This window comes from Kitasatospora sp. NPDC048239 (assembly GCF_043202015.1).
GTDB lineage: Bacteria > Actinomycetota > Actinomycetes > Streptomycetales > Streptomycetaceae > Kitasatospora.
Genome location: NZ_JBICZP010000002.1, coordinates 555,033 through 580,124 on the forward strand (window position 1 = coordinate 555,033; position 25,092 = coordinate 580,124).

At 72.6% G+C, this 25,092-nt stretch carries 18 protein-coding genes, 1 tRNA gene and 2 pseudogenes; 20 read left to right on the forward strand and 1 reads right to left on the reverse strand.

Annotated elements, in window-relative coordinates; all coding sequences use genetic code 11:
• Positions 1–27 precede the first annotated feature (27 nt).
• From ACGFZP_RS06580 to ACGFZP_RS06600, 5 genes and pseudogenes are all read left to right on the forward strand, one after another.
• Positions 28–966 carry a carbohydrate kinase family protein gene (locus tag ACGFZP_RS06580; protein ID WP_392929241.1) on the forward strand — a complete coding sequence of 313 codons (939 nt, stop codon included), beginning with the start codon at positions 28–30 and terminating at the stop codon, positions 964–966.
• A gap of 626 nt (positions 967–1,592) precedes the next feature.
• Entirely contained in the window at positions 1,593–2,195 is a 603-nt protein-coding gene (locus tag ACGFZP_RS06585; RefSeq protein ID WP_392929243.1) for a trypsin-like serine peptidase, read from the forward strand.
• A gap of 84 nt (positions 2,196–2,279) precedes the next feature.
• On the forward strand, positions 2,280–3,107 hold the full coding sequence (locus tag ACGFZP_RS06590) for a hypothetical protein (RefSeq protein ID WP_392929245.1): 828 nt from the start codon (positions 2,280–2,282) through the stop codon (positions 3,105–3,107).
• A gap of 1,176 nt (positions 3,108–4,283) precedes the next feature.
• Positions 4,284–5,237 (forward strand): annotated as a pseudogene (locus ACGFZP_RS06595) (replication initiator); the annotation flags it as partial.
• Between the two features lie 151 nt (positions 5,238–5,388).
• On the forward strand, positions 5,389–5,955 hold the full coding sequence (locus ACGFZP_RS06600; RefSeq protein WP_392929247.1) for a tyrosine-type recombinase/integrase: 567 nt from the start codon (positions 5,389–5,391) through the stop codon (positions 5,953–5,955).
• Between the two features lie 197 nt (positions 5,956–6,152).
• Here ACGFZP_RS06600 and ACGFZP_RS06605 read toward each other — a convergent pair.
• Positions 6,153–6,224: transfer RNA gene (locus tag ACGFZP_RS06605), tRNA-Arg, on the reverse strand.
• 164 nt (positions 6,225–6,388) lie between these two features.
• Here ACGFZP_RS06605 and ACGFZP_RS06610 point away from each other — a divergent pair.
• The 15 genes and pseudogenes from ACGFZP_RS06610 (at position 6,389) to ACGFZP_RS06680 (ending at position 24,974) form a co-directional block, all read left to right on the forward strand.
• Positions 6,389–6,887, forward strand: a pseudogene (locus ACGFZP_RS06610) (response regulator).
• A 73-nt stretch (positions 6,888–6,960) separates the two neighbouring features.
• Positions 6,961–8,616 (forward strand): arginine--tRNA ligase, encoded by a 1,656-nt coding sequence (argS, locus tag ACGFZP_RS06615; protein WP_392929248.1) that lies wholly within the window; start codon positions 6,961–6,963, stop codon positions 8,614–8,616.
• A gap of 88 nt (positions 8,617–8,704) precedes the next feature.
• Positions 8,705–10,096 carry a diaminopimelate decarboxylase gene (gene lysA / locus ACGFZP_RS06620; RefSeq protein ID WP_392929250.1) on the forward strand — a complete coding sequence of 464 codons (1,392 nt, stop codon included), beginning with the start codon at positions 8,705–8,707 and terminating at the stop codon, positions 10,094–10,096.
• Positions 10,097–10,234: 138 nt separating this feature from the next.
• Positions 10,235–11,527, forward strand: coding sequence for a homoserine dehydrogenase (locus tag ACGFZP_RS06625; protein ID WP_392929252.1), 1,293 nt, complete (start codon positions 10,235–10,237; stop codon positions 11,525–11,527).
• A gap of 8 nt (positions 11,528–11,535) precedes the next feature.
• The gene (thrC, locus tag ACGFZP_RS06630) at positions 11,536–12,624 is read left to right on the forward strand and encodes a threonine synthase (RefSeq protein ID WP_392929254.1); all 1,089 of its coding nucleotides are present in this window, start codon (positions 11,536–11,538) and stop codon (positions 12,622–12,624) included.
• Positions 12,625–12,985: 361 nt separating this feature from the next.
• Positions 12,986–13,903 (forward strand): homoserine kinase, encoded by a 918-nt coding sequence (gene thrB, locus ACGFZP_RS06635; RefSeq protein ID WP_392929256.1) that lies wholly within the window; start codon positions 12,986–12,988, stop codon positions 13,901–13,903.
• A 604-nt stretch (positions 13,904–14,507) separates the two neighbouring features.
• Positions 14,508–16,613 carry a transcription termination factor Rho gene (gene rho, locus ACGFZP_RS06640; protein WP_392929258.1) on the forward strand — a complete coding sequence of 702 codons (2,106 nt, stop codon included), beginning with the start codon at positions 14,508–14,510 and terminating at the stop codon, positions 16,611–16,613.
• Positions 16,614–16,739: 126 nt separating this feature from the next.
• A complete protein-coding gene (locus ACGFZP_RS06645; RefSeq protein ID WP_392929260.1) occupies positions 16,740–17,912 on the forward strand; it encodes an LCP family protein in 1,173 nt (390 codons plus the stop codon).
• 137 nt (positions 17,913–18,049) lie between these two features.
• The gene (gene rpmE, locus ACGFZP_RS06650; RefSeq protein WP_327680707.1) at positions 18,050–18,271 is read left to right on the forward strand and encodes a 50S ribosomal protein L31; all 222 of its coding nucleotides are present in this window, start codon (positions 18,050–18,052) and stop codon (positions 18,269–18,271) included.
• A gap of 162 nt (positions 18,272–18,433) precedes the next feature.
• Positions 18,434–19,510: a peptide chain release factor 1 gene (prfA, locus tag ACGFZP_RS06655; RefSeq protein WP_392929262.1), complete on the forward strand. Its 1,077-nt coding sequence runs from the start codon at positions 18,434–18,436 to the stop codon at positions 19,508–19,510.
• 43 nt (positions 19,511–19,553) lie between these two features.
• Positions 19,554–20,420, forward strand: coding sequence for a peptide chain release factor N(5)-glutamine methyltransferase (prmC, locus tag ACGFZP_RS06660; protein ID WP_392929264.1), 867 nt, complete (start codon positions 19,554–19,556; stop codon positions 20,418–20,420).
• A 272-nt stretch (positions 20,421–20,692) separates the two neighbouring features.
• Positions 20,693–21,340, forward strand: a complete 648-nt coding sequence (locus ACGFZP_RS06665) for an L-threonylcarbamoyladenylate synthase (protein WP_392929267.1) — start codon at positions 20,693–20,695, stop codon at positions 21,338–21,340.
• A 29-nt stretch (positions 21,341–21,369) separates the two neighbouring features.
• The gene (locus tag ACGFZP_RS06670; RefSeq protein ID WP_392929672.1) at positions 21,370–22,011 is read left to right on the forward strand and encodes a protein-tyrosine-phosphatase; all 642 of its coding nucleotides are present in this window, start codon (positions 21,370–21,372) and stop codon (positions 22,009–22,011) included.
• 184 nt (positions 22,012–22,195) lie between these two features.
• Entirely contained in the window at positions 22,196–23,476 is a 1,281-nt protein-coding gene (gene glyA, locus ACGFZP_RS06675; RefSeq protein ID WP_392929269.1) for a serine hydroxymethyltransferase, read from the forward strand.
• Between the two features lie 160 nt (positions 23,477–23,636).
• Complete coding sequence (locus ACGFZP_RS06680; RefSeq protein ID WP_392929271.1) at positions 23,637–24,974, forward strand: MraY family glycosyltransferase; 1,338 nt, start codon at positions 23,637–23,639, stop codon at positions 24,972–24,974.
• The last annotated feature ends 118 nt before the right edge of the window (positions 24,975–25,092 follow it).

Below are 25,092 nucleotides of genomic sequence, written 5' to 3' on the forward strand. Positions count from 1 at the left end.
ACCACCAGGAGCCAAGGAGGCGCCGCCGTGCCGGAGCCGGACCAGTCCGCACCCACCCCCGCACCCGACCTCGACCTGCTGGTCGTCGGCGGGGCCGGGGTCGACACCATCGTCCGGGTCGACCGGCTCGAAGTGCCCGCCGGCGACTCGCAGTACGTCCCGCCGGTGCGGGACTACGTCGCCCACACCGGCAACGGCGTCGCCCTCGGCGCCCACCACCTGGGCCTGCGCACCGCCTTCATCGACCACCTCGGCGACGACCCGCAGGCCGCCCTGATCCTCGCCGAATACGCCCGCCAGGGCCTGCCGTTCGACCACCTCGTCTCCCCGCACGGCACCCCGCGCGCGGTCAACCTGGTCGACGCCGAGGGCCGCCGCTTCTCCTTCTACGACGGCCGCCACCCCGACGAACTGCGGCTGCCGCGCGCGTTCTACCTCCCGTACGTGGAGCGCAGCCGGCACGTCCACCTCTCCATCACCGGCCCCAACCGGGACATGTACCCGGACATCCAGCGGCTCGGCCGCACCAGCTCCACCGACCTGCACGACTGGGACGGCCGCAACCCCCACCACCGGCCGTACGCGCTCCGGTCCGACCTGGTCTTCCTCTCGGTGGCCGGCTGCCGGGGCCGCCACGAGGAGGTGATGCGGGGGATCCTCGCCGAGGGCCGCGCCACCACCGTGGTCGCCACCGCGGGGGCGGACGGCTGCCATCTGCTCACCGGGGACGGGCTGTTCCGGCACGTCCCGGCCGTCGACCCGGGCCGCCCGGTGGTGGACACCAACGGCGCCGGGGACGCCTTCGTGATCGGCTTCCTGTACGCCTGGTTCCAGGGCCGCCCGCCGCTGGAGTGCGCGCGGTCCGGTTCGGTGGCGGGCGCGTTCGCCTGCACCACGGCGGGCACCCACACGGCGTTCATCACGGCGGACGGTCTGACCGCCGGAGCGGCCGACCGCGCGGGCTGAGATTTCTCATCCGGCTCCCAGCCGGGCATCACACCCTTCCCAGCTGCACCCGCCATAGTCGGACCGACAGTTCGCACCGACACCCAGGGCAGGAGCAGACAGGCATGGGCCAGCACCGTCGCCGCACCCCCCGCCGCCGCCTCCTGGCACCAACCCTGCTCACCGCCGTGGCGGTGCTCACCGTCGCCACCGTCGTGGCGGGTTCGCACGCCCCCCCCCCCCCCGGGGGGGGGGGGCGGCCGCCCCCCCCCCCCCGCCCCCCCCCCCCCCCCCCCCCCCCCCCCCCCCCCCCCCGGGGGCGGCCCCCCCCCCCCCCCCCCCGGGGGGGGGCCCCCCCCCCCCCCCCCCCGGGGGGGGGGGCCGCCGCGGGCCCCCCCGCCCGGCCCCCCGCCCCCGCCCCCGCCCCCGCCCCCGCCGGGGCCGAGGCCGACGCCGCCCCGACCCCGTCCGTTGATGCCGCCGCCCCCGCCGACTCCGCGTCCCCCGCCGACGGTCCGGCCCCCAGCGACAGCCCGTCCTCCGTCGACGGTCCGTCCCCCGTCGCCGCCTCCACACCCTCCGCGGCCCCCGCCCCGCCCGCGCTCGGCACCACGGCCGCGGCCCCCGCCACCCCCGAATCCGCCACCGTGGGCGCCCTGTTCACCGGAGCGGTCGCCGCCGGGGGGCACTTCTGCACCGCGAGCGTGCTGCACAGTGCGACCGGCAACCTGCTGCTCACCGCCGCCCACTGCCTCAGCAGCACCTCCGGCGTCACCTTCGCCCCCGGCTACCGCGACGGCACGGCCCCCTACGGCACCTGGCGGGTCACCGCGATCCACACCACCACCGGCTGGTCCCAGGACGGCGACCAGGACGAGGACTTCGCGATCCTGGAGACCGCCTCCAACGGCGGCCGCCGGATCGAGGACGTGGTCGGCGCCAACCGGCTCGGGGCCGACGAGCCCTTCGGCGTGACCGTGCGCCTCTACGGCTACCCCAACGGCTCCGACGGCCCGGTCCTGTGCACCAACACCACCGGCCGCCAGAGCACCTACCAGCGCGTGGTCGACTGCCCCGACTACCCGGGCGGCACCAGCGGCGGCCCCTGGATCAGCACCGCCACCGGCCATGTGGTCGGCGCCATCGGCGGCTACCAGGAGGGCGGCGACAGCCCCGACACCTCCTACAGCGCCTCCTTCGACCACACCATCGCCGCCCTCTACGACGAGGCGGTGGAGTCGGCCTCCTGAGCGGGCGTCGCCATCCGGTTCGATCGGTGTGTGCGCCGCGTGAAAAACTCTCCGTCGACGATCCAAGCCACCGGAGAGACCTTCGTGACCACCTCCCGCACCACCGCCCTGACGATCGCCGCGACGGCCCTGGCCCTCGCCGCCGTGGCGGGGTGCAACGACGACACCGGTCCGGCCGCCCAGCCGGCCCCGGCCTCCGCCCCGACGGCCGCCGCCGCGGCGTCGCCGACCTCCTTGGCCGCGACCTCCTTGGCCGCAGCCCCCTCCGCCGCAGCCCCCTCCGCCGCGCCCGCCGACGGTGCGTTCGACCCCGAGCAGGCCCTGGCCGGGGCGGACAAGGCGCCGTACGCGGTGTCGGTGTCCATCAAGACCGAGAGCGACGGCACGGTGCTGTCGACGACGAAGGGCCGCAGCAACTTCAACAGTGTCTGGGTCGGCCGCATGGAGATGCGCACCACCGCCCCCGGTGTGGCCGAGCCGATCCTGTGGATCGAGACCCTGACCACGCCCGACGCCAACTACATGCGGGACCTCTCCACGCCCGGCGACGACTGGGTCAGGATGCCGCGCTCCACCGGCGACGCGGTCATCGACTACACCGACTTCGCCAAGCTGCTGCTGGCCTCCGGCCCCTCCGCCCGCAAGGGCATGGAGACGCGCAACGGCGTCGCCGCCTACCACTTGGCGGGCCACATCGGCGTCGAGCAGCTGAGCACCATCGACCCGCGGACCTACAAGTCGATGAAGGCGAAGGGCGCCACCGGCTTCGAGTTCGACCAGTGGATCGACCGCAGGGGCCGCACCGTCTACGTCGAGCAGCAGGTCGAGCAGAAGGGCGTGAAGGTGGTCAACAAGGTGACCTTCTCCGACTTCGGCCCGGCCGAGACCTTCGCGGCCCCGATCGCCGGCTGACCGCGGCCCGCCCGCCGCCCCGCCGTGGGAGGCGGCCCGGGGCATGGCGGGCCGACCCGCCCGCGACATGACGAAGGCCCAGATCCGTGGATGAACTCCACTGATCTGGGCCTCTGTTGCACTTCTTGCGAAGTGCCCCCGGCAGGATTCGAACCTGCGCACCCGCCTCCGGAGGGCGGCAGGTAGTCACCTAGCCTGAGCTGGCCTTATGCCCCATTGGCCGACTGCTGCCGGCTCGACCGTGAGAGCCCGCTTCTCCCCGCTTCTACCCGTTCGATCGGGCACACATTGGGCACGACTGCGTGTGCCCGCTACCTCACTCGTGAAGACAGGCAGCGGGCACACGCGGAGGTTCAGATCCGGCTCTTGGCGATCCAAGCGATCAACGACGCCAACGCCAGCCCAAGGCCGTACCCAAGGCCCCGGGCAGCACTGAAAAGCGCCGCGCGAGTCAGGCGGGAGAGAGAGGCGCGAGAGGGTACGCGAGACATGAGACTCCTCAGCAGTGGATGAGGACTCGTCACATCGAAGTGGCGAGCCATCAAGGGCGCAAAAAATCGCGCTCCCGACTACTGGCATCCCCGCTGTTGGGGGGCGGTGCAACTCCGCAGGCTTCAACCTCAGAGCGGGGTGGATGCTGGTGCGCTCAGAGCATGGCCACGAGATCATCCACCGCAGTGTGAGCATATACCCCTCGCCTGACGCCAGGCAGGCCTTTTCTCAGGTTCTCGGCCGGACAAGCCGCCCCGAGCCGCCCCGAGCCGCCCCGAGCCGCCCCGAGCCGCCCCGAGCCGCCCCGAGCCGCCCCGAGCCGCCCCGAGCCGCCCCGAGCCGCGCCGCGCTGTGCGCGGCGCCTTGATGAAGTAGCGAAACTCGTAACACCTCCTGCCCTTCCTCCTCCTCTCACCCCGCCGGGTGCTCGGGCGGCAAGGCTCAGCGGGTGTTTCCCTGCTGCGTGAGTGCCGACCATGATGGGGCCCGGGAGCGCTACTCGCTCCTGGATGTAACCGGCGATGCCGAGCGGTCATTGGAGGACGGCAGGTGCCCGATGTGCCCTGCTCAGGAGATCTCCCGGACGCCCGATCGGCCTCCGGTGTGCCCGTGCTGCGGATCAACCTGGATGGTGTCGGACGGCTCGGCCACCTGCCTTCCAGGTCCTGCGGCTGAGTTCTTCCCCGCCTCCAGGACCAGCTCCGCCGTACCGGCGGCTGCGCTGCCCCGATCCACCTGAAGGGCTTTCGGACCCTGGTCCATGCCTCGACCGGGGCCGTGTGGAACCGCTACGGCACAGACCACGAGCCCGGCCACCGGCTGAAGGTGGCCTGCGGTAATCGGCGGGCCTCCCGGTGTTCCTCGTGCGCGCGGACGTATTCGGCGGACACCTTCCACCTGATCCGCGCCGGACTTGCCGGGGACCAGGCGAAGGGAGTGCCGGCCACTGTCCGCTCGCACCCGCGGGTGTTCGCCACGCTGACCGCGCCTTCCTTCGGTCCGGTCCACAACCGGCCGGACTCCGGTGCCTGTCGCTGCGGGCTGAGGCACCCGGCTGGAGCCTCCGTGCTGGGCACACCGTTGGACCCGGACCGGTACGACTACGCGCATGCCGCGCTCTGGAACAACCACGCCCCCGACCTGTGGCGGCGCTTCACCATCTATCTGCGCCGAACCCTGGCGGAGCGGGCGGGCCTCACGCAGGTTGCCTTCAAGGAGGCGTGCCGGGTCCCGTTCGGCAAGGTCGCCGAGTACCAGCGGCGGGGGGCCGTGCACTTCCACGCCGTGGTCCGCCTCGACGGCCCCGACGGCCCCGACGGGCCCGACACGCCACCGCCCGCCTGGGCCACGCCGACCCTGCTCGACGGTGCGATTCGCTCTGCGGCGCGACGTGCCGTAGTCCCGCTTGCCGCTGTCGGAGGCCGCCGCGCCAGGGTCCTCCAGTGGGGCGCCCAGGTCGACGTGCGTCAGATCGGCGCCTTCGCTTCGGGGGAGCTCAGCGAACAGGCCGTGGCCTCCTATGTGGCCAAGTACGCCACCAACAGCGCGGAGGCCACCGAGTCCGTGGACCGCCGGATCCTGGAGCGCCACGAACTCGACCGCCACGACCTGCCCGACCACACCCGCCGCCTGATCGAGGAACGCCGGATTGCGTACGTCAAGGTCGACCGGCACGTCCGCATCACCGAGACGGCGCTCGCCGCTCCTGGACGCCGGGGTCGGCCCGGCGACCGTGGCCAAGTCCTACCGGGTGCTGCGGGCAGTCCTGAACACGGCCGTGGATGACGGGATGATCGAGCGCAACCCGTGCCGGATCAAGGGGGCCGACAAGGAGGACTCCGCCGAGCGGCCGGTGCTGACGATCGAGGAGGTCTACGCGATTGCCGACGTGATCGAGCCGCGCTACCGGGCGCCGGTCCTGATGGCCGCGTTCTCGACCCTGCGCTTCGGGGAGTTCGCCGCTCTCCGCCGGCGGGACGTCGACCTGGAGCGCGGGATCGTCCGGGTCCGGCAGGCTCAGGCCGAACTCCAGACCGGGCAGCTCAAGGTGAAGCGGCCGAAGAGCGAGGCGGGGGTGCGCCCGGTGGCCTTCCCGGCCTCGATCGTCAAGGAACTGGCCGAGCACCTGCGGTGGTTCGGGGAGTCCGGCGCTGGCGGCCGGGTCTTCGTCGGCCCCCGCGGCGGCCTGCTCCGCCGGAGCACCTTCCATGACGTGTGGACGGCTGCCCTGGCCGGATCCGGGGTGGACTTCACCCGGGCCCTGGAGGAGACCGGCGCCGGGAGCATCCGCTTCCACGACCTGCGCCACACCGGCAACAACCTGGCCGCCGACACGGCGCCAGCACCCGTGAGCTGATGCACCGGATGGGCCACTCGACCATGGAGGCGGCGCTGCGCTACCAGCACATGCGCGGGGCAGGAGGCGAACCGCCAGGCCCGAGGAGGCATCGGGCACGGATGGGGCACAAGGCTGACTCGACCCGGAACATGACGAAGGCCCAGGTTGGCGGTAACTACCCGCTGACCTGGGCCTCTTCAGCACTTCTTGCGAAGTGCCCCCGGCAGGATTCGAACCTGCGCACCCGCCTCCGGAGGGCGGTGCTCTATCCCCTGAGCTACGGGGGCCTGCTTGGTGCTGTCGTTGCTTTCGCTTCGACGTGGAGAACATTACCAGGCCCGGGCCGTGGTCCGTGCACGGGTTTTGGCGACGCGTCCCGGGCCGTCCCGGGACGGCCCGGCCGGCGGGGGAGGGGCAGGAGGGAGGCAGGGGAGCGGAGAGGGAGCGCGGGGTGGTGGACGGGGGAGCGGAAGTCGGGAAAGGCCGGACGGGGCGACGGGCGCGCCGATACCCTCGGTGAGGTGTCGGGAGTGTCCGGGCGGGTCCTCGTGGTGGACGACAGCGAGGTGATCCGCCAGCTGATCAGGGTCAACCTGGAGCTCGAGGGCTTCGAGGTGGTGACCGCCGCCGACGGCGCCGAGTGTCTGGAGGTGGTCCGCCGGGTGAAGCCGGACGTGGTGACGCTGGACGTGGTGATGCCGCGACTGGACGGCCTGCGGACGGCGGCCCGGCTGCGGGCGGCCCCGGGGACGCGCCGGCTGCCGATCGCGATCGTCAGCGCCTGCACCCCGGCGGATCTGGACCTGGGAGAGTCGGTCGGTGTCGACGGCTACCTCGGCAAGCCCTTCGATCCGGCGGATCTGGTGGCACTGGTGCGACGGCTGATGGCCCGCGGCGGTGCGACCGAGGGGTTTCGCCCTCAGCGAACAGATGGCATCGATCGGGGCTGAGCCGGGCGGGCGGACGTCTCAACCGGCAAACCGAGTGGCGGGCGGGCACCCCCTCTCGCCTACGCTTGGCGTCGTGACCCCCGCAGAACTTTCCCAGGCAGTCCAGGCCGCAGTGAGCGCCGCCGTCGAGGCGGGCGAGCTGGCCGTCGCCGTGCCCGAGCACGTGACGGTCGAGCGACCCAAGAACAGGGACCACGGCGACTACGCGACGAACGTGGCCCTCCAGCTCGCGAAGTCGGCCGGCAAGCCGCCGCGAGCCGTGGCCGACCTGGTGGCCGCCCGTCTGCGAGAGCTGCCCGGGGTCGCCAAGGTCGACATCGCCGGGCCCGGCTTCCTGAACATCACGTTCGACGCGGCCACCCAGGGCGCGCTGGCCCGCTCCATCGTCGAGGCCGGCGAGCTCTACGGCCGCAACGAGGCCCTCAAGGGCCTGAAGATCAACCTGGAGTTCGTCTCCGCCAACCCGACCGGTCCGATCCACATCGGCGGCGTCCGCTGGGCCGCCGTCGGCGACTCGCTGGCGCGGGTGCTGCGGGCCTCCGGTGCCGACGTCACCACCGAGTACTACCTCAACGACGCCGGCGTGCAGATCTCCAAGTTCGCCGGCTCGCTGAAGGCCGCCGCCAACGGGCAGCCCGTCCCGGCCGACGGCTACGTCGGCGAGTACATCGTCGACATCGCCAAGGCGATCGTGGACGGCGTCCCGGGCGTGCTCGACCTGCCCGAGGCCGAGCAGCTGGAGGCCTTCCGCAGCGAGGGCCTCAAGCTCATGGTGGCCGAGATCCAGCGCTCCATGCGGGAGTTCGGCACCCACTTCGACGTCTGGTTCTCCGAGAAGTCGCTGCACGACTCCGGCGCCGTCGAGCAGGCCATCGACCGGCTGCGCGAGCAGGGCCACGTCTTCGACCAGGACGGCGCGATCTGGCTGCGCACCACCGACTTCGGCGACGACAAGGACCGCGTCCTGATCAAGGCCGACGGCGAGACCACCTACTTCGCCGCCGACGCCGCCTACTACCTCTCCAAGCGGGACCGCGGCTCCGAGGTCTCGGTCTACATGCTCGGTGCGGACCACCACGGCTACGTCAACCGCCTCAAGGCCATCTCGGCCTGCGCGGGCGACGACATGGACCGCAACATCGAGGTCAAGATCGGCCAGTTCGTGAAGATGCTTCGCGACGGCGAGGAGGTCCGCATGTCCAAGCGGGCCGGCAACATCATCACGATCGACGACGTCGTCGACTGGATCGGCGTGGACGCGGCCCGGTACACCCTGGCGCGCTCCTCCACCGACTCCACCATCACGCTCGACATCAACGTGCTGACCAGCCAGACCAACGAGAACCCGGTTTTCTACGTCCAGTACGCGCACACCCGGATGTGCGGCGTGCAGCGCAAGGCGGCCGCGCTCGGCATCACCAAGGCCCAGGACTTCAAACCGGAGCTGCTCGTCACCGAGTGGGAGTCCGACCTGCTCGGCCAGCTCGGCGAGTTCCCCCGGGTGCTGGCCAAGGCCGGCGAGCTGCGGGAGCCGCACCACGTCGCGCGGTACCTGGAGGACGTCGCCCGCGACTACCACCGGTTCTACGACAACTGCCAGATCCTGCCCAAGGGCGACGAGGAGGTCACCGACCTCACGCACGCCCGGCTCTGGCTCGCCGACGCGACGCGCACGGTGATCGCCAACGGCCTCACGCTCCTGGGCGTGACGGCGCCCGAGCGGATGTAGCACCACCCCCAAGCGCACAGCGGGGGCGGCGGACGGTCAACGGGGACCGTCGCCGCCCCTCGCCATAGGTCAAGGACGAGAGACACCGATGAGTCGCTCCGCACACCCCGCAGGTCCCCGCCACGGCGACGTGCTGCCCGAGGGCCACTACCAGGCGCCGCCGAGCGACCTGAACGCGCTCGACCCCAAGGTCTGGTCGAAGACCGTCGCCCGCGGCGCCGACGGCGTGGTCACCGTCGGCGGCCTGGACGTCAACCGGATCGCCGCCGAGTTCGGCACCCCGGCCTACGTCATGGACGAGGACGACTTCCGCTCCCGGGCGCGCGCCTGGCGGGACGCCTTCGGCGACGGCGCGGACGTCTACTACGCGGGCAAGGCCTTCCTCTCCAAGGCGGTCGTGCGCTGGCTGCACGAGGAGGGCCTGAACCTCGACGTCTGCAGCCCGGGCGAGCTGGCGGTCGCGCTGGCCGCCGGGATGCCCGCCGAGCGGATCGCGCTGCACGGCAACAACAAGTCCGTGCACGAGCTGGAGCAGGCCGTGAAGGCGGGCGTCGGCCACGTCGTGCTCGACTCCTACGAGGAGATCGAGCGCCTCGCGGCGATCGCCGCCCGCCAGGGCGTGCGCCAGCCCGTGCTGATCCGGATCACGGTGGGCGTCGAGGCGCACACCCACGAGTTCATCGCCACCGCCCACGAGGACCAGAAGTTCGGCCTCTCGCTGAGCGGCGGCGCGGCGGCCGAGGCGGTCCGCCGGGTGCTCGGCCAGGGCAGCCTGGAGCTGCGCGGCATCCACTCCCACATCGGCTCGCAGATCTTCGACACCGCGGGCTTCGAGGTCGCCGCCCGCCGGGTGGTCGGCCTGCTGGCCGGGATCCGCGACGAGCACGGCGTGGAGCTGCCCGAGATCGACCTCGGCGGCGGCCTCGGCATCGCGTACACCAGCGAGGACGACCCGCGCGAGCCGGCCGAGATCGCCGCCGCGCTGGCCGAGATCGTCCGCCGCGAGTGCGCCGCCGCGAACCTCGCCGCCCCGCGGCTGAGCGTCGAGCCGGGCCGCGCGATCGTCGGCCCGACCGCCTTCACGCTGTACGAGGTCGGCACCATCAAGCCGCTGGACGGCCTGCGCACGTACGTCAGCGTGGACGGCGGCATGTCCGACAACATCCGTACCGCGCTGTACGACGCCGAGTACTCGGTGGCCCTGGTGTCGCGTCGCAGCGACGCCGAGCCGATGCTGGTACGGGTGGTGGGCAAGCACTGCGAGTCCGGCGACATCGTCGTCCGGGACGCCTTCCTGCCCGCCGACCTGGCCGCGGGCGACCTGATCGCGGTACCGGCCACCGGCGCCTACTGCCGCTCGATGGCCAGCAACTACAACCACGCCCTCAAGCCCCCCGTGCTGGCCGTGAACGACGGCGCGGCCCGGGTGATCGTCCGGCGCGAGACGGAGGAGGATCTCCTGCGTCTCGATATCGGATGACGAAATCCTTGTCTCAGATCATGGAACGACCGTAGATCCGTACGGAAAGTCCCGGAGACTGGTACGGACCGAAGTTCCGGCGGACCCCCGAAATCCCGCCGGAAATACCGAAGCACGATGAATGCAGAGCGGAGTCGGATGATGCGTACGCGGCCGCTGAAGGTGGCGTTGCTGGGCTGTGGTGTGGTGGGCTCCGAGGTGGCGCGCATCATGACGACGGACGCCGCCGACCTCGCCGCGCGCATCGGCGCGCCGGTCGAGCTCGCCGGTATCGCGGTCCGCCGGGCCGGACGGGTCCGTCCCGGAGTGCCCGAGCACCTGATCACCACCGATGCCGAGGCCCTGGTCAACCGGGGCGACATCGACGTCGTGGTCGAGGTGGTGGGCGGCATCGAGCCGTCCAAACACCTCATCCTGTCGGCGTTCAAGCAGGGCGCCTCGGTGGTCAGCGCCAACAAGGCGCTGCTCGCCAAGGACGGCACCGAGCTGCACGCCGCGGCCGCCGAGGCCGGCGTGGACCTGTACTACGAGGCCGCGGTGGCCGGGGCGATCCCGCTGATCCGCCCGCTGCGCGAGTCCCTCGCGGGCGACAAGGTCAACCGGGTGCTCGGGATCGTCAACGGCACCACCAACTTCATCCTCGACAAGATGGACAGCACCGGCGCCGGGTACTCGGAGGCGCTGGAGGAGGCCACCGCGCTGGGCTACGCCGAGGCGGACCCGACGGCCGACGTGGAGGGCTTCGACGCCGCCGCCAAGGCCGCCATCCTGGCCGGTATCGCCTTCCACACCAAGGTCACCGCCGCGGACGTCTACCGCGAGGGCCTGACCGAGGTGACCGCCGCCGACATCGCCTCCGCCAAGCAGATGGGCTGCGTGGTCAAGCTGCTGGCGATCTGCGAGCGGGCCGCGGACGGCGGGTCCGTCACCGCGCGCGTCCACCCGGCGATGATCCCGCTCTCGCACCCGCTGGCCTCCGTCCGCGAGGCGTACAACGCGGTGTTCGTCGAGGCCGAGGCGGCCGGCCGGCTGATGTTCTACGGCCCGGGCGCGGGCGGCGCGCCGACCGCCTCGGCGGTCCTCGGCGACCTGGTCGCGGTCTGCCGCAACAAGCTCGCCGGCGCCACCGGTCCCGGTGACTCGGTGTACACCCGGCTGCCGGCCAAGCCGATGGACGAGGTGGTCACCCGCTACCACGTCAGCCTGGACGTGGACGACCGCGCGGGCGTGCTCGCCCAGGTGGCGTCCGTCTTCGCCGAGCACGGCGTCTCCATCGACACCGTGCGCCAGCAGGGCCGCGACGGCGACGCCTCGCTCGTCGTGGTCACCCACCGTGCGACCGACGCCGCCCTGTCGGCGACGGTCGACAAGCTCCGCGCACTGGACAGCGTGCGCGACGTGGCCAGCATCATGCGGGTCGAAGGGGAGTAGGAACAGCCATGAACGCCGTGATCGACAGAGGCGCCCACACCCACCAGTGGCGCGGCCTGATCGAGGAGTACCGCCACCGGCTGCCGGTCGGCGACAACACCCCGGTGGTCACCCTGCTGGAGGGCGGCACGCCGCTCGTCCCCGCCCAGGTGCTCTCCGAGCGCACCGGCTGCGACGTCTACCTCAAGGTCGAGGGCGCCAACCCGACCGGGTCCTTCAAGGACCGCGGTATGACGATGGCGATCTCCAAGGCGAAGGAGGACGGCGCCCAGGCCGTCATCTGCGCCTCCACCGGCAACACCTCGGCCTCCGCCGCCGCCTACGCGGTGCGCGCCGGCATGGTCTCGGCGGTGCTGGTCCCGCAGGGCAAGATCGCGCTCGGCAAGATGGGCCAGGCGCTGGTGCACGGCGCGAAGATCCTTCAGGTGGACGGGAACTTCGACGACTGCCTCACCCTTGCGCGTGAACTGTCCGAGAAGTACCCGGTGGCGCTGGTCAACTCGGTGAACCCGGTCCGGATCGAGGGCCAGAAGACCGCCGCCTTCGAGATCGTCGACATGCTCGGCGACGCGCCGGACATCCACGTCCTGCCGGTCGGCAACGCGGGGAACATCACCGCGTACTGGAAGGGCTACCGCGAGTACGCCACCGACGGCCTGGCCGCCCGCACCCCGCGGATGTGGGGCTTCCAGGCCGCCGGCTCGGCCCCGATCGTGGACGGTGCGCCGGTGCTCAAGCCGCAGACCATCGCCACCGCGATCCGGATCGGCAACCCGGCCTCCTGGGACTTCGCGCTCGCCGCGCGGGACGAGTCGGGCGGCCTCATCGACAAGGTGACCGACCGTCAGATCCTCTCCGCCTACCGGCTGTTGGCCGCGCAGGAGGGCGTCTTCGTGGAGCCCGCCTCGGCGGCCTCGGTGGCCGGTCTGCTGGCCAAGGCGGAGGCCGGCCTGGTCGACCCGGGCCAGCGGATCGTCTGCACGGTGACCGGCAACGGCCTCAAGGACCCGGACTGGGCGGTGGCCGGTGCGCCGCAGCCGCAGATCGTCCCGATCGACGCGGAGGCCGCCGCGCAGCGCCTCGGCCTGCTGGACTGACCGGATCCCGCCGCTCCCGAGCCGAATCCAGGCCCCGGGCCGACCCTTTCGGGGGTCGGCCCGTCGCCGTCTCCGGCTGACACTTTTGTGTCAATTCAGCGGCGTATTCCGCGCCCGTTTCGGCACGCATTCCGGCCAGAAGCGGCAACACACCAGATCGAAGGCCCACGGGGTGTACCACTGTGGAACCTCTCTTCGATACTCTGGGTCCGGCCGTGTGGCACATGCCCCGGGCCCGACCCGCTCCCCGGGCCGCGCCGACGACTGTGACCGTCCGCCCAGGACGGGGCCCGCGGCCCCCTCCCCCACCCTCGCACCGACGAGCTTCGCGCCGTCCGATTTCCCCAGGAGAGTCCACCGCATGGCCGGTCCTGCGTTCCGTGCCGCCGCCGTCCGGGTCCGGGTCCCCGCGACCAGCGCCAACCTCGGCCCCGGCTTCGACGCCTTCGGACTCGCGCTGGGTCTGTACGACGACGTGGTGGTCCGGGTCGCCGACTCCGGGCTCTCCGTCGACATCGCCGGTGAGGGCGCCGACACGCTGGCCCGCGACGAGCGTCACCTGGTGGTCCGCTCGATGCGCGCCGCCTTCGACCGCCTCGGCGGCCAGCCGCGCGGCCTTGAGGTCGTCTGTGCCAACCGGATACCGCACGGCCGGGGCCTCGGCTCCTCCTCGGCCGCGATCTGCGCCGGCATCGTGGCCGCCCGCGCCGTCACCATCGGCGGCCCGTCCGCCCTGGACGACGACGCGCTGCTGGCCCTCGCCTCCGAGCTGGAGGGCCACCCGGACAACGTCGCCGCCTGTCTGCGCGGCAACTTCACGGTGGCGTGGACGGACGAGGAATCGGCCAAGGCCGTCACCCTGGAGCCGTCCGACCGGGTCGTCCCGGTGGTCTTCGTCCCGGGCACCGAGGTGCTCACCGAGACCGCCCGCGGCCTGCTGCCCAAGACCGTCCCGCTGGCCGACGCCGCCGTCAACGCGGGCCGTGCCGCGCTGCTGGTCGAGGCCCTGACCAGGCGCCCCGAGCTGCTGCTCGCCGCCACCGAGGACCGGCTGCACCAGGACTACCGGGCCTCGGCGATGCCGGACAGCGCAGCGCTGGTGGGGGCGCTGCGGGCGGAGGGCTACGCCGCGGTGATCTCGGGCGCCGGCCCGACCGTCCTCGCACTGACCGACGAGGCGGGGGCCGACAAGCTGGTCCACTTCGCGGGCGAGGCGTTCGCCGCGCACCGGCTGGAACTCGACCGGACCGGGGCCGCGGTACTCCCGCTCGACGTCTGAACACCCCGTCCGGGAGGCGGGCTCCGGCACGGCCGGAGCCCGGTCCTCCGGACACGATTGGCAAGCGCACGGCTGGGGAATGTCTGAGGGGGTCGGTAGTGTTAACCTCATTGCTGCACCAGGTGCCCTCCGGGGCTCGGTGCGCCGCGTCCCGATCCCAGCACTCCGCGTCAGCGGAGTCCCGGCGATGCACGGGGCGACGATTCTCCGGGAGCCCACCGCAGCGCGTACGCAGCCTGCCTGCGCGACATGCGGCCGCATCCCGAAGCCGTGACGGCACCTGACCCCCACCCCGCAGCCTCCCCACTCCGAGGCCATGCCGGGCGGAGCACGGGCCACCGTCACGCGACGGGGCCCGGGATTCGCAGGCAGCGTGGGGGTACCACCCGGCCGGAGGCCGGGGGAGGGTCGGTACGCGACCATCCCACCGCGCCAACCCAGCACCACCGTGCTTCACGCACCGCACCTCGCAGCCCCTCCCCCGACCGGCTACCGCCATTCGGGGGATCACCGCCTCGGACCGACGCAGTCGAGCGTTGGTCAGGACAGCACAACCGGTCGCCGTGCCAGACAGGCCGACGTCCGCTCCAGGGAAGGACCCTTAGTGAGCGACACCACCGATCTGATGGGCGCGCGCCCGGACGCCGAGGCGTCGGACGCAGCCGCCGCCCCCGCGGCCCCGGCCCGGCGCCGTCGCACCGCCGCCGCGGGCCTGGACGGCCTCGTCCTGGCCGAGCTGCAGAAGCTCGCCTCGACGCTCGGGATCAGCGGCACGGGACGCCTGCGCAAGAGCCAGCTGATCGAGGCCATCAAGGAGAAGAGCGGCGGGGACCCGCTGCTCGCCGCCGCCGGTGGCACCGCCGCCGCCGCGCCCGCCACCAAGCGTGCCGCGGCCAAGGCCGAGACCGCCGCCCCGGCCGAGAAGCCGGCCCGCCGGACCAAGGCCGCGCAGGCCGAGGCCCCGGCCGCCGAGGCGCAGGCCCAGATCGAGATCCCGGTCCAGGCCGCCGCCGAGACCGCCGCCGCCGCGCCCGCCCGTACCGAGCGCACCCGCCGCCGGGCCACCTCGGCCGCCGGCGCCCCGACCGCCGACGCCGTCGCCGAGGCGCCCGCCGCGGTGGTCACCGAGGCCAAGCAGGCCGAGGCCCGCCCGGCCGAGACCCGCGGCTTCGAGGGCCGCGAGGAGGGTCGCACCGAGACCCGCCGTGACCGCCGTGACCGCCGCGACCGCCGCGAGGGCGGCGAGCGCGAGGGCCGCCAGGAGGGCGGCGAGGCCCAGACCGCGCAGGACGCCGACTCCCGCGAGTCGCGTCGCGACCGGCGCAACCGCCGGGACCGCGCGGACCGTCCCGAGCGCCAGGGCCAGCAGGGCCAGCAGCAGGGCGGCCAGAGCGAGGGCCAGCAGGGCCGCCAGAGCCAGCAGCCCGCCCAGCCGCAGGTGCAGCAGGGCGGCTACGACGACGACGAGTTCGGCGACGGACGCCGTGGCCGCCGCGGCCGCTACCGCGACCGCCGTGGCCGTGGCCGCCGCGAGGGCTTCGAGGTCGGCCCCGCCGAGCCGCAGGTCGGCGACGACGATGTGCTGATCCCGGTCGCGGGCATCCTCGACATCCTCGACAACTACGCGTTCGTGCGCACCTCCGGCTACCTGCCGGGCCACAACGACGTCTACGTCTCGCTCGCCCAGGTCCGCAAGAACGGCCTGCGCAAGGGTGACGCCATCACCGGTGCGGTGCGCCAGCCGCGCGACGGCGAGCGCCGCGAGAAGTTCAACGCCATGGTGCGCCTGGACTCCGTCAACGGCATGGACCCGGAGAGCGGCCGCGGCCGCCCCGAGTTCAACAAGCTCACCCCGCTGTACCCGCAGGAGCGGCTGCGCCTGGAGACCGACCCGGGCGTGCTGACCACCCGGATCATCGACCTGGTGTCGCCGATCGGCAAGGGCCAGCGCGGTCTGATCGTCGCGCCGCCGAAGACCGGTAAGACCATGGTGCTGCAGGCGGTCGCCAACGCGATCACCCACAACAACCCCGAGTGCCACCTGATGGTCGTCCTGGTCGACGAGCGTCCCGAGGAGGTCACCGACATGCAGCGGTCGGTGAAGGGCGAGGTCATCTCCTCGACCTTCGACCGCCCGGCCGAGGACCACACCACCGTCGCGGAGCTGGCCATCGAGCGCGCCAAGCGCCTGGTGGAGCTGGGCCACGACGTGGTGATCCTGCTGGACTCGATCACCCGTCTGGGCCGCGCCTACAACCTGGCGGCGCCGGCCTCCGGCCGCATCCTGTCCGGTGGTGTCGACTCGACCGCGCTGTACCCGCCGAAGAAGTTCTTCGGCGCCGCGCGCAACATCGAGAACGGCGGCTCGCTGACGATCCTGGCCACCGCGCTGGTCGAGACCGGCTCGCGGATGGACGAGGTCATCTTCGAGGAGTTCAAGGGCACCGGCAACATGGAGCTCAAGCTCGACCGGAAGCTCTCGGACAAGCGCATCTTCCCGGCCGTCGACGTCGACGCCTCCAGCACCCGCAAGGAGGAGATCCTGCTGGGCAGCGAGGAGTTGGCCATCGTCTGGAAGCTCCGCCGGGTGCTGCACGCGCTCGACTCGCAGCAGGCGATCGAGCTGCTGCTGGACAAGATGAAGCAGACCAAGTCGAACGCCGAGTTCCTGATGCAGATCGCCAAGACGACCCCCGGGTCCGGCGACTGACAGTAGGTAACCGGTAGGCACGCACAGAACCCTGGATCGCGCGAGCGGTCCAGGGTTCTGCGTTTGTTCCAGAGTTGGGACACCTTGAACCTTTTTGATCATGTTGTCCGATTTACTCTGGATCGTATGGCCGAGCACAAGAGGGTTACGAGTCGCCGCCGCAGGCTGCTGCGGACGGCCGCGTGCGCGTTCGCCGCGCTGGTCGTCCTCGGTGCCGGGGCCGCCGGTTACGCGTACTTCAAGCTCAACGGCAACATCAAGAGCGTCGACATCGACGCCCGGCTGGGCACCGCCCGGCCGCCGGCCGCCACCGACGGATCGTTCAACCTGCTGGTGCTCGGCTCGGATTCGCGGGCCGGCGGCAACGGCGCCCTGGCCGGCGGTGACACCGGCGACACCGCCCGCTCGGACACCGCGATGGTGGTGCACGTCAACCAGGACCACTCGCGCGCCGAGATCGTCTCGATCCCCCGCGACACCCTGGTCGCCCGGCCCGACTGCACCGACGCGAGCGGCAGGGCGGCGGCCGGCGCCAAGCGCGCCATGTTCAACAGCGCCTACGAGACCGGCGGCGCCGCGTGCGCCGTCAAGACCACCGAGCAGCTGACCGGCCTGCGGATGGACCACTACGTCGAGATCGACTTCGCCGGCTTCGCCCGGGTCGTGGACGCGATAGGCGGGGCCACCGTGACCACCGCGGTGGCCATCCACGACAAGGACAGCGGGCTGGACCTGCCGGCCGGCGAGCACCACCTGGGCGGCGAGCAGGCGCTGGCCTTCGTCCGGACCCGGCACGGGGTCGGCGACGGCAGCGACCTCGGCCGGATCGAGCTCCAGAAGCAGATGGTGAAGTCGCTGCTCCAGCAGGCCGGCGGGATCGGGCTCTTCTCCAACCCGGTCAAGCTCTGGTCGGTCGGCGACACCCTCACCCGCAGCATCACCACCGACTCGGCGCTGGCCTCGGTGAACTCCCTGGTGGGCCTGGCCGAGGAGCTGAAGGGGATCGGGCCGGACCAGCTCACCATGGTCACCCTGCCGGTCGTGACGGCCCCCGGCGACGCCAACCGCGTGGTCGAGCAGCAGCCGCAGGCCGGACAGCTGTGGGCGGCCCTGAAGGCCGACCAGCCGCTCCCGCCGGGCATCCTGGGCGACCAGCCCGTCAACCCCGCCCAGGCGACCCCCACGGCCCCGCCGAAGGCGCCCACGGCCCCCGCGAAGGCGGCCACGGCCCCGGCCAAGGCCCCCACGGGCGCCGCGGGCACCGCCAGGCCGTCTCCGAAGGCCACCGCGGACCGCTGATCCGGGCCCGGAATATCCCGGGACGCGACCCGGTTTGGGAAGAAGCGGCCGGTCCTGGCAGACTGGTACGTCGGTCCCGGTTCACGTGCGGCATTCCAGCCGCCGACCCGGTGCCCTCCCGAACCTAGGAGATCCCCTTGAAGCCCAACGTCCACCCCGAGTACGTGGTCACCAATGTGACCTGCACCTGCGGCGCCGAGTTCACCACCCGCTCGACCGAGACCAGTGGCGTGATCCGCGCCGAGGTCTGCTCGCAGTGCCACCCGTTCTACACCGGCAAGCAGAAGATCCTCGACACCGGTGGCCGCGTGGCCCGCTTCGAGGCCCGCTTCGGCAAGCAGCACAGCGCGAAGGCCTAGCGCTCCCTCGGCGCCGGTTTCCGGCGCCCCCGTACTTGTTCCGGGGGCGCTGGGGACCGGCGCCGTTCGCGTCCCACGGCGTGTGAACGCCGCGGCGGCCGCGTCCCCGGCGCCCTGTGCGCCACCCACTCCACCGGTTCTCACGGGAAGAAGGCCCACTCCATGTTCGAGGCAGTCGAAGAGCTCCTCGTCGAGCACGCCGCCCTCGAAACGAGGCTGGCCGACCCGTCGGTCCATTCGGATCAGGCGAACGCCCGCAAGCTGGCCAAGCGCTACGCCGAGCTGACCCCGATCACCCGGGTGTACCGCGCCTGGCGGCAGGCCGGCGAGGACATCGAGGCCGCTCGTGAACTCGCCGCCGAGGAGCCCGAGTTCCTCGCCGAGGTGAAGGACTCCGAGGCCCGCCGCGAGGTGCTGACGGAGGAGCTGCGCCTGCTGCTCGTCCCGCGGGACCCGAACGACGAGAAGGACGTCATCCTGGAGGTCAAGGCGGGTGAGGGCGGCGAGGAGTCCGCGCTGTTCGCCGGAGACCTGCTGCGGATGTACCTGCGCTTCGCCGAGCGGGTCGGCTGGAAGACCGAGATCATCGACTCCAACGAGTCCGACCTCGGCGGCTACAAGGACGTCGCGGTGGCCGTGAAGACCAGGGGCGGCACCGAGCCCGGCCAGGGCGTCTGGGCCCGGCTGAAGTACGAGGGCGGCGTGCACCGCGTGCAGCGCGTCCCCGCCACCGAGTCCCAGGGCCGCATCCACACCTCCGCGGCGGGCGTGCTGGTCACCCCCGAGGCGGAGGAGGTCGAGGTCGAGATCGTCGCCAACGACCTGCGGATCGACGTGTACCGCTCCTCCGGCCCCGGTGGCCAGTCGGTCAACACCACCGACTCGGCGGTCCGGATCACCCACCTTCCGACCGGTATCGTGGCGTCCTGCCAGAACGAGAAGAGCCAGCTGCAGAACAAGGAGCAGGCGATGCGCATCCTGCGTTCGCGGCTGCTGGCCGCCGCGCAGGAGGAGGCCGAGCGGGAGGCCTCCGACGCGCGCCGCAGCCAGGTCCGCACGGTGGACCGCTCCGAGCGGATCCGGACGTACAACTACCCCGAGAACCGCATCTCGGACCACCGCACGGGCTTCAAGTCGTACAACCTGGACCAGGTCCTGGACGGCGACCTGAACGCGGTGATCCAGTCCTGCGTCGACGCGGACGCGGCGGCCAAGCTCGCCGCGGCCCAACAGAACTGAGACCGGCGTCCAGGCCGGAGCGCAGAAACAAGAGGTCGTACGGATGAACCTGCTGCTCGCCGAGGTGGCCCAGGCCACCCAGCGGTTGGCCGCGGCCGGCGTGCCGTCGCCGCGCTTCGACGCGGAGGAGCTCGCCGCACACGTCCACAACGTGAAGCGCAGCCAGCTGCACACCGTCAAGGACGGCGACTTCGACGCCCGCTACTGGGAGGCCGTCTCCCGGCGCGAGGCGCGCGAACCGCTGCAGCACATCACCGGTCGGGCGTTCTTCCGCTATCTGGAGCTGGAGGTCGGCCCCGGGGTCTTCGTGCCCCGGCCGGAGACCGAGTCGGTCGTCGAGTGGGCGATAGACGCAGTCCGGGACATGGACGTCGCCGAGCCGCTGGTGGTCGACCTCTGCTCCGGCTCCGGCGCCATCGCGCTCGCCCTCGCCCAGGAGCTGCCGCGCTCCACCGTGCACGCCTTCGAGCTGGACGAGGGCGCGCTCCAGTACACCCGGCGCAACATCGAGGCGAGCTCCGACCGGGCCCGGGTCACCCTGCACGCGGGCGACGCCACCCGGGCCTTCGAGGACGACCGCTCCTGGGACGGCCGCTTCGACCTGGTGATCTCCAACCCGCCGTACATCCCGCTCACCGAGTGGGAGTACGTCGCCCCCGAGGCCCGCGACCACGACCCGCAGATGTCGCTGTTCTCCGGCGAGGACGGCCTGGACACCATCCGGGGCATCGAACGGGTCGCGGCCAGGCTGCTGCGCCCCGGCGGGGCCGTGGTGATCGAGCACGCCGACACCCAGGGCGGCCAGGTCCCGTGGATCTTCAACGAGGAGGGCGGCTGGACGGACGCGGCCGACCACCGCGACCTCAACAACCGCCCGCGGTTCACAACAGCCCGAAGGGCGTCGTTGTGACAATCGAGCAGAGCACAACAGCCCGAAGGGCGTCGTTGTGACAATCGAGCAGAGCACAACAGCCCGAAGGGCGTCGTTGTGACGATCGAGCAGAGCACGACGGCCCGAAGGGCGTCGTTGTGACCACCAGACGGACTGCGACGGCCCGAACGGCGTCGTCGTGACCGGCAAGCAGAGCAGCACGGCCGCCCGAACGGCCGCGCTGTGAACGACCAGCGCCGTGGCCCGCACGGCCGCGCTGTCATGAGTCATCTCGGAAGGGGACCGCACCGATGAGCCGCCGCTACGACTGTGCCGACGCCGGGGACCGCGCCACCGGTCTGCGCGAGGCCGCCTCGGCCATCCGCCGCGGCGAACTCGTCGTGCTGCCCACCGACACCCTCTACGGGGTCGGCGCCGACGCCTTCTCACCGGAGGCCGTCGCCGCGCTGCTGGACGCCAAGGGCCGCGGCCGCAACATGCCCTCGCCCGTCCTGGTCGGCTCGCCGACCACCCTGCACGGCCTGGTCACCGACTTCTCCGAGCAGGCCTGGGAGCTGGTCGACGCCTTCTGGCCCGGCGGTCTCACCCTGGTCGCCAGGCACCAGCCCTCGCTGCGCTGGGACCTCGGCGACACCAGGGGCACCGTCGCCGTCCGGATGCCGCTGCACCCGGTCGCGATCGAGCTGCTGAACACCACCGGCCCGCTCGCCGTCTCCAGCGCCAACCGGACCGGCGGCCCCTCCCCGTCCACCTGCGACGAGGCCCAGCAGCAGCTCGGCGACGCCATCTCCGTCTACCTGGACGGCGGCACGGCCGACCACGCCACCGCCTCCTCCATCGTCGACGTCACGGGCAAGGTCCCGGTCCTGCTGCGGGCCGGCGCGATCAGCGCCGAGCAGCTGAGGGAGGTCGTTCCCGACCTGGAGGCCGGCAGTTGACGGCCGCCTCCCTCCATGCCGGGCCCGGCATATCGCCGTACCTGAGCGTGGGCCCGAGGCCCCTGGACCACTTTCGGATCCTGTTCGTCTGCACCGGGAACATCTGCCGCTCGCCGATCGCCGAGCGGCTCACCCGGCGTGAGCTGGACACCCGGCTGAGCCCCCGGGTGGCCGGGCGCATCCTGGTGGAGAGCGCCGGCACCTGGGGCCACGTGGGCGCGCCGATGGAGGACCACGCCGCGACCGTGCTGGACGAGTACGGCGCGGACAGCGGCGGCTTCGCCGGCCGCGAGCTGCTGGACGAGCACGTGGTCGAGGCCGACCTGGTGCTCACCGCCACCCTGGACCACCGCGCCCAGGTGATCTCGATGGGCCACGAGGCGGGGCTGCGCACCTTCACGCTGAAGGAGTTCACCCGGCTGGTGCGCACGATCGACCCGGGCACCCTGCCCGACCCGCGCCGCGGCGCCGACGTCACCGAGCGGGCCCGCGCACTGGTCCGGGCCGCCGCCGCGCTGCGCGGCTGGCTGCTGGCGGCCAGCCCGGAGTCGGACGAGGTCCACGACCCGTACGGCGCGCCGATCGGCATGTTCCGCAACTGCGGCGAGGAGATATTCCACGCGGTGGACCCGGTGGTCACCGCGCTCACCGGCGTTCCCGCGCTCCACTGACGGCCCGCGCCGCGAGGGGCCCGCGGCCCCTCCTCCTGGCGCCGGCACCCCCGTCCGGCCCCCGGCCGGGTGCACCGTCCCCGCGTCGGCAGGCCTTGCACGGCACCCGGTCCTACGCTGGAGGGACCGCCCCCAGCCTTCGGCCGGGAGGTGCCCGCAACCCGACGCCGCCGGGAGCCCCGCCATGACCGTCACCGATGCCGCGACCGGCTCCTCCGCGACGACCGGGCGCCGGTGGGCGTCCGAGGCGCTGTACCGGGCCGATCCGCAGCTGGCCGACCTGCTCGCCGCCGAGTCCGAACGGCGGGCCGAAACGATCCAGCTGCTGGCGGGGGAGAACCTCACCACCCCGGCGGTGCTGGCGGCCCTGGGCGGCCCGCTGATCGACAAGTACGCCGAGGGCTACCCGGGCAGGCGCCACCACACCGGCTGCGCGCTGGCGGACGCCGCCGAGCTGCTGGCGATCGACCGGGCCCGTGAGCTGTTCGCCGCCCCGCACGCCAACGTCCAGCCCCGCTCGGCCACTTCGGCGATGCTGGCGACCTACGCGGCGCTGCTGCGGCCCGGCGACGCGGTGCTGGCGATGTCGCTGGAGCACGGCGGCCACCTCAGCTGCGGCTCGCGGGCCAACTTCTCCGGCCGCTGGTTCGAGTTCGTCGGGTACGGGGTGCGGGAGGACGACGGCCTGATCGACCTCGACCAGGTCCGCGAGCTGGCCCGCCTGCACCGCCCGAAGGCGATCGTGGCCGGATCCATCTCCCACCCCCGGCACCCGGACTGGGCCGCCTTCCGGGAGATCGCCGACGAGGTGGACGCCTATCTGATCGCCTCCGCCGCGCAGACCACCGGCCTGATCGCGGCGGGTGTGGCCCCCTCCCCGGTGCCCTACGCGGACGTCACGGTGGCGGCCACCCACAAGCTGCTGCGCGGCCCGCGCGGTGGTCTGCTGCTCTCCACCGCCGAGCTGGCCGAGCGGATCGACCGGGCGGTGTTCCCGTTCAGCCAGGGCGGCGCGGCGATGAACGAGGTGGCCGGCAAGGCGGTCGCGCTGGCCGAGGCCGCCACCCCCGGCTACCGCGGGTACGCCCACCGCACGGTGGCGGGGGCGCGGGTGCTGGCGGCAGGGCTCGCGGCGGCCGGAATGCGCCTGTTGACCGGCGGTACCGACACCCATCTGGTGACCGCCGACGTCGGTCCGCTCGGTGTCAGCGGCGCCGAGGCCGAACGCCGGTGCGCCTCGGTCGGACTCCTGCTCGGAAAGTGCGCGCTGCCCTACGACCCGGCGCCGCCCGCGGAGACCTCCGGGATCCGGCTCGGCACCGGCACCGTCACCACGCAGGGCATGGGCGAGGTGGAGATCGCCGAGATCGCCGAGCTGATCGGACGGGTGCTCGGCGGGGGTACGGACGCCCGGACCGGAGCGCGCGTCCGGGAGCTGGCGGCGGCCTTCGCCGGGCGCGGGTGAACACGCAACCGGGATCCCTACCCTCCAGGGCGAACCGCGATGCACATCCGGGGCGTCCGACTCAATAAGGTGTGTGCCGTGGCGACGCACCTCGAATCCCGGACAAGCGCGGGAGTACCTTCGGTACTCACCCGTCGGACAGTGACGCAGGAGGCCAGTGGTGCGTGAGTATCTGCTGGTGCTGTTCTGCACCGCGGCCGTCACCTACCTGCTGACCGGCCCGGTCCGGAAGTTCGCGATCGCGGCCGGCGCTATGCCGCCGGTGCGCGCCCGTGACGTGCACCGCGAGCCCACGCCCCGGCTCGGCGGCATCGCGATGTTCGGGGGCCTGTGCGCGGGCATCCTGGTCGCCTCCCAGCTCGACAACCTCAGCAAGGTGTTCTCCCAGGGCACCGACATCCGGGCGCTGCTCTCCGGCGCCGGGATCATGTGGCTGCTCGGCGTGCTCGACGACAAGTGGGGCGTGGACGCCCTGGTGAAGCTCGGCGGCCAGATGATCGCCGCCGGTGTGATGGTCTGGCAGGGCGTCACGGTGATCACCCTGCCGGTGCCCGGGGTCGGCGCGGTCGCGGTGAGCCCCACCCAGGGCATGGTCATCTCGGTCACCATGGTCGTCGTCATGGTCAACGCGGTGAACTTCATCGACGGCCTGGACGGCCTGGCCGGCGGCATGGTCTGCATCGCCGCGATCGCCTTCTTCCTGTACTCCTACCGGCTCTGGTACGGCTACACGATCACCGACGCGGCCCCCGCCGTGCTGTTCAGCGTGCTGCTGATCGGCATGTGCCTGGGCTTCCTGGCGCACAACGTGCACCCGGCCCGGATCTTCATGGGCGACTCGGGATCGATGATGCTCGGCCTGATGCTGGCGGTGGCCGCGATCTCCATCACCGGCCGCGTCGACCCGGACCTCATCACCAGCGAGACCGGTTCGCAGACCGCCACCGTGCACGCCTTGGTCCCGATCTACATCCCGCTGCTGCTGCCGCTGACCGTCATCGCGCTGCCGCTGGCCGACCTGCTGCTCGCCGTTGTCCGCCGCACCTGGGCCGGCCAGTCGCCGTTCGCCGCCGACAAGCGGCACCTGCACCACCGGCTCCTCCAGGTCGGCCACTCGCACAGCCGGGCCGTCCTGATCATGTACTTCTGGGCCGCGCTGATCGCCTTCGGCACCGTCGCCTTCTCGGTCACCAACACCGGCCGCACGGTGGTGCTGACGCTGGCCGGGCTCTGCCTGGTCGGCCTGGTGGTGCTACTCACCCCGCGGTTCCGCCCGCGCGCCCCGCGTGCGGTGCAGGCCTTCGTCCCGCCGCGCTACCGCCGCCGCACCCCGGCCAGGGCCGTCGCCGCCGCGACGCCCGGGAGCGAGCCCGCCGCGGCCGCGCCGGCCTCCGAGCCGATGGCCGAGCTGTCCGCCAAGGACAAGGAACTGCTCGGCGGCCTGGGCAAGGGATCCTCGGCGGTCGGCGGCCGCGGGCGCGGTCCGCACCGCGACTAGGGCCAGGCCGGACGCCGGCGCCCGGTCGACCGAGGGTCCGTCCGGCCTACGCATCAGGCTGATGCGGCGTCAAGATGCTTCACCCGTACGGCGGCACCGTTAGGCCGCCAGTGTGACA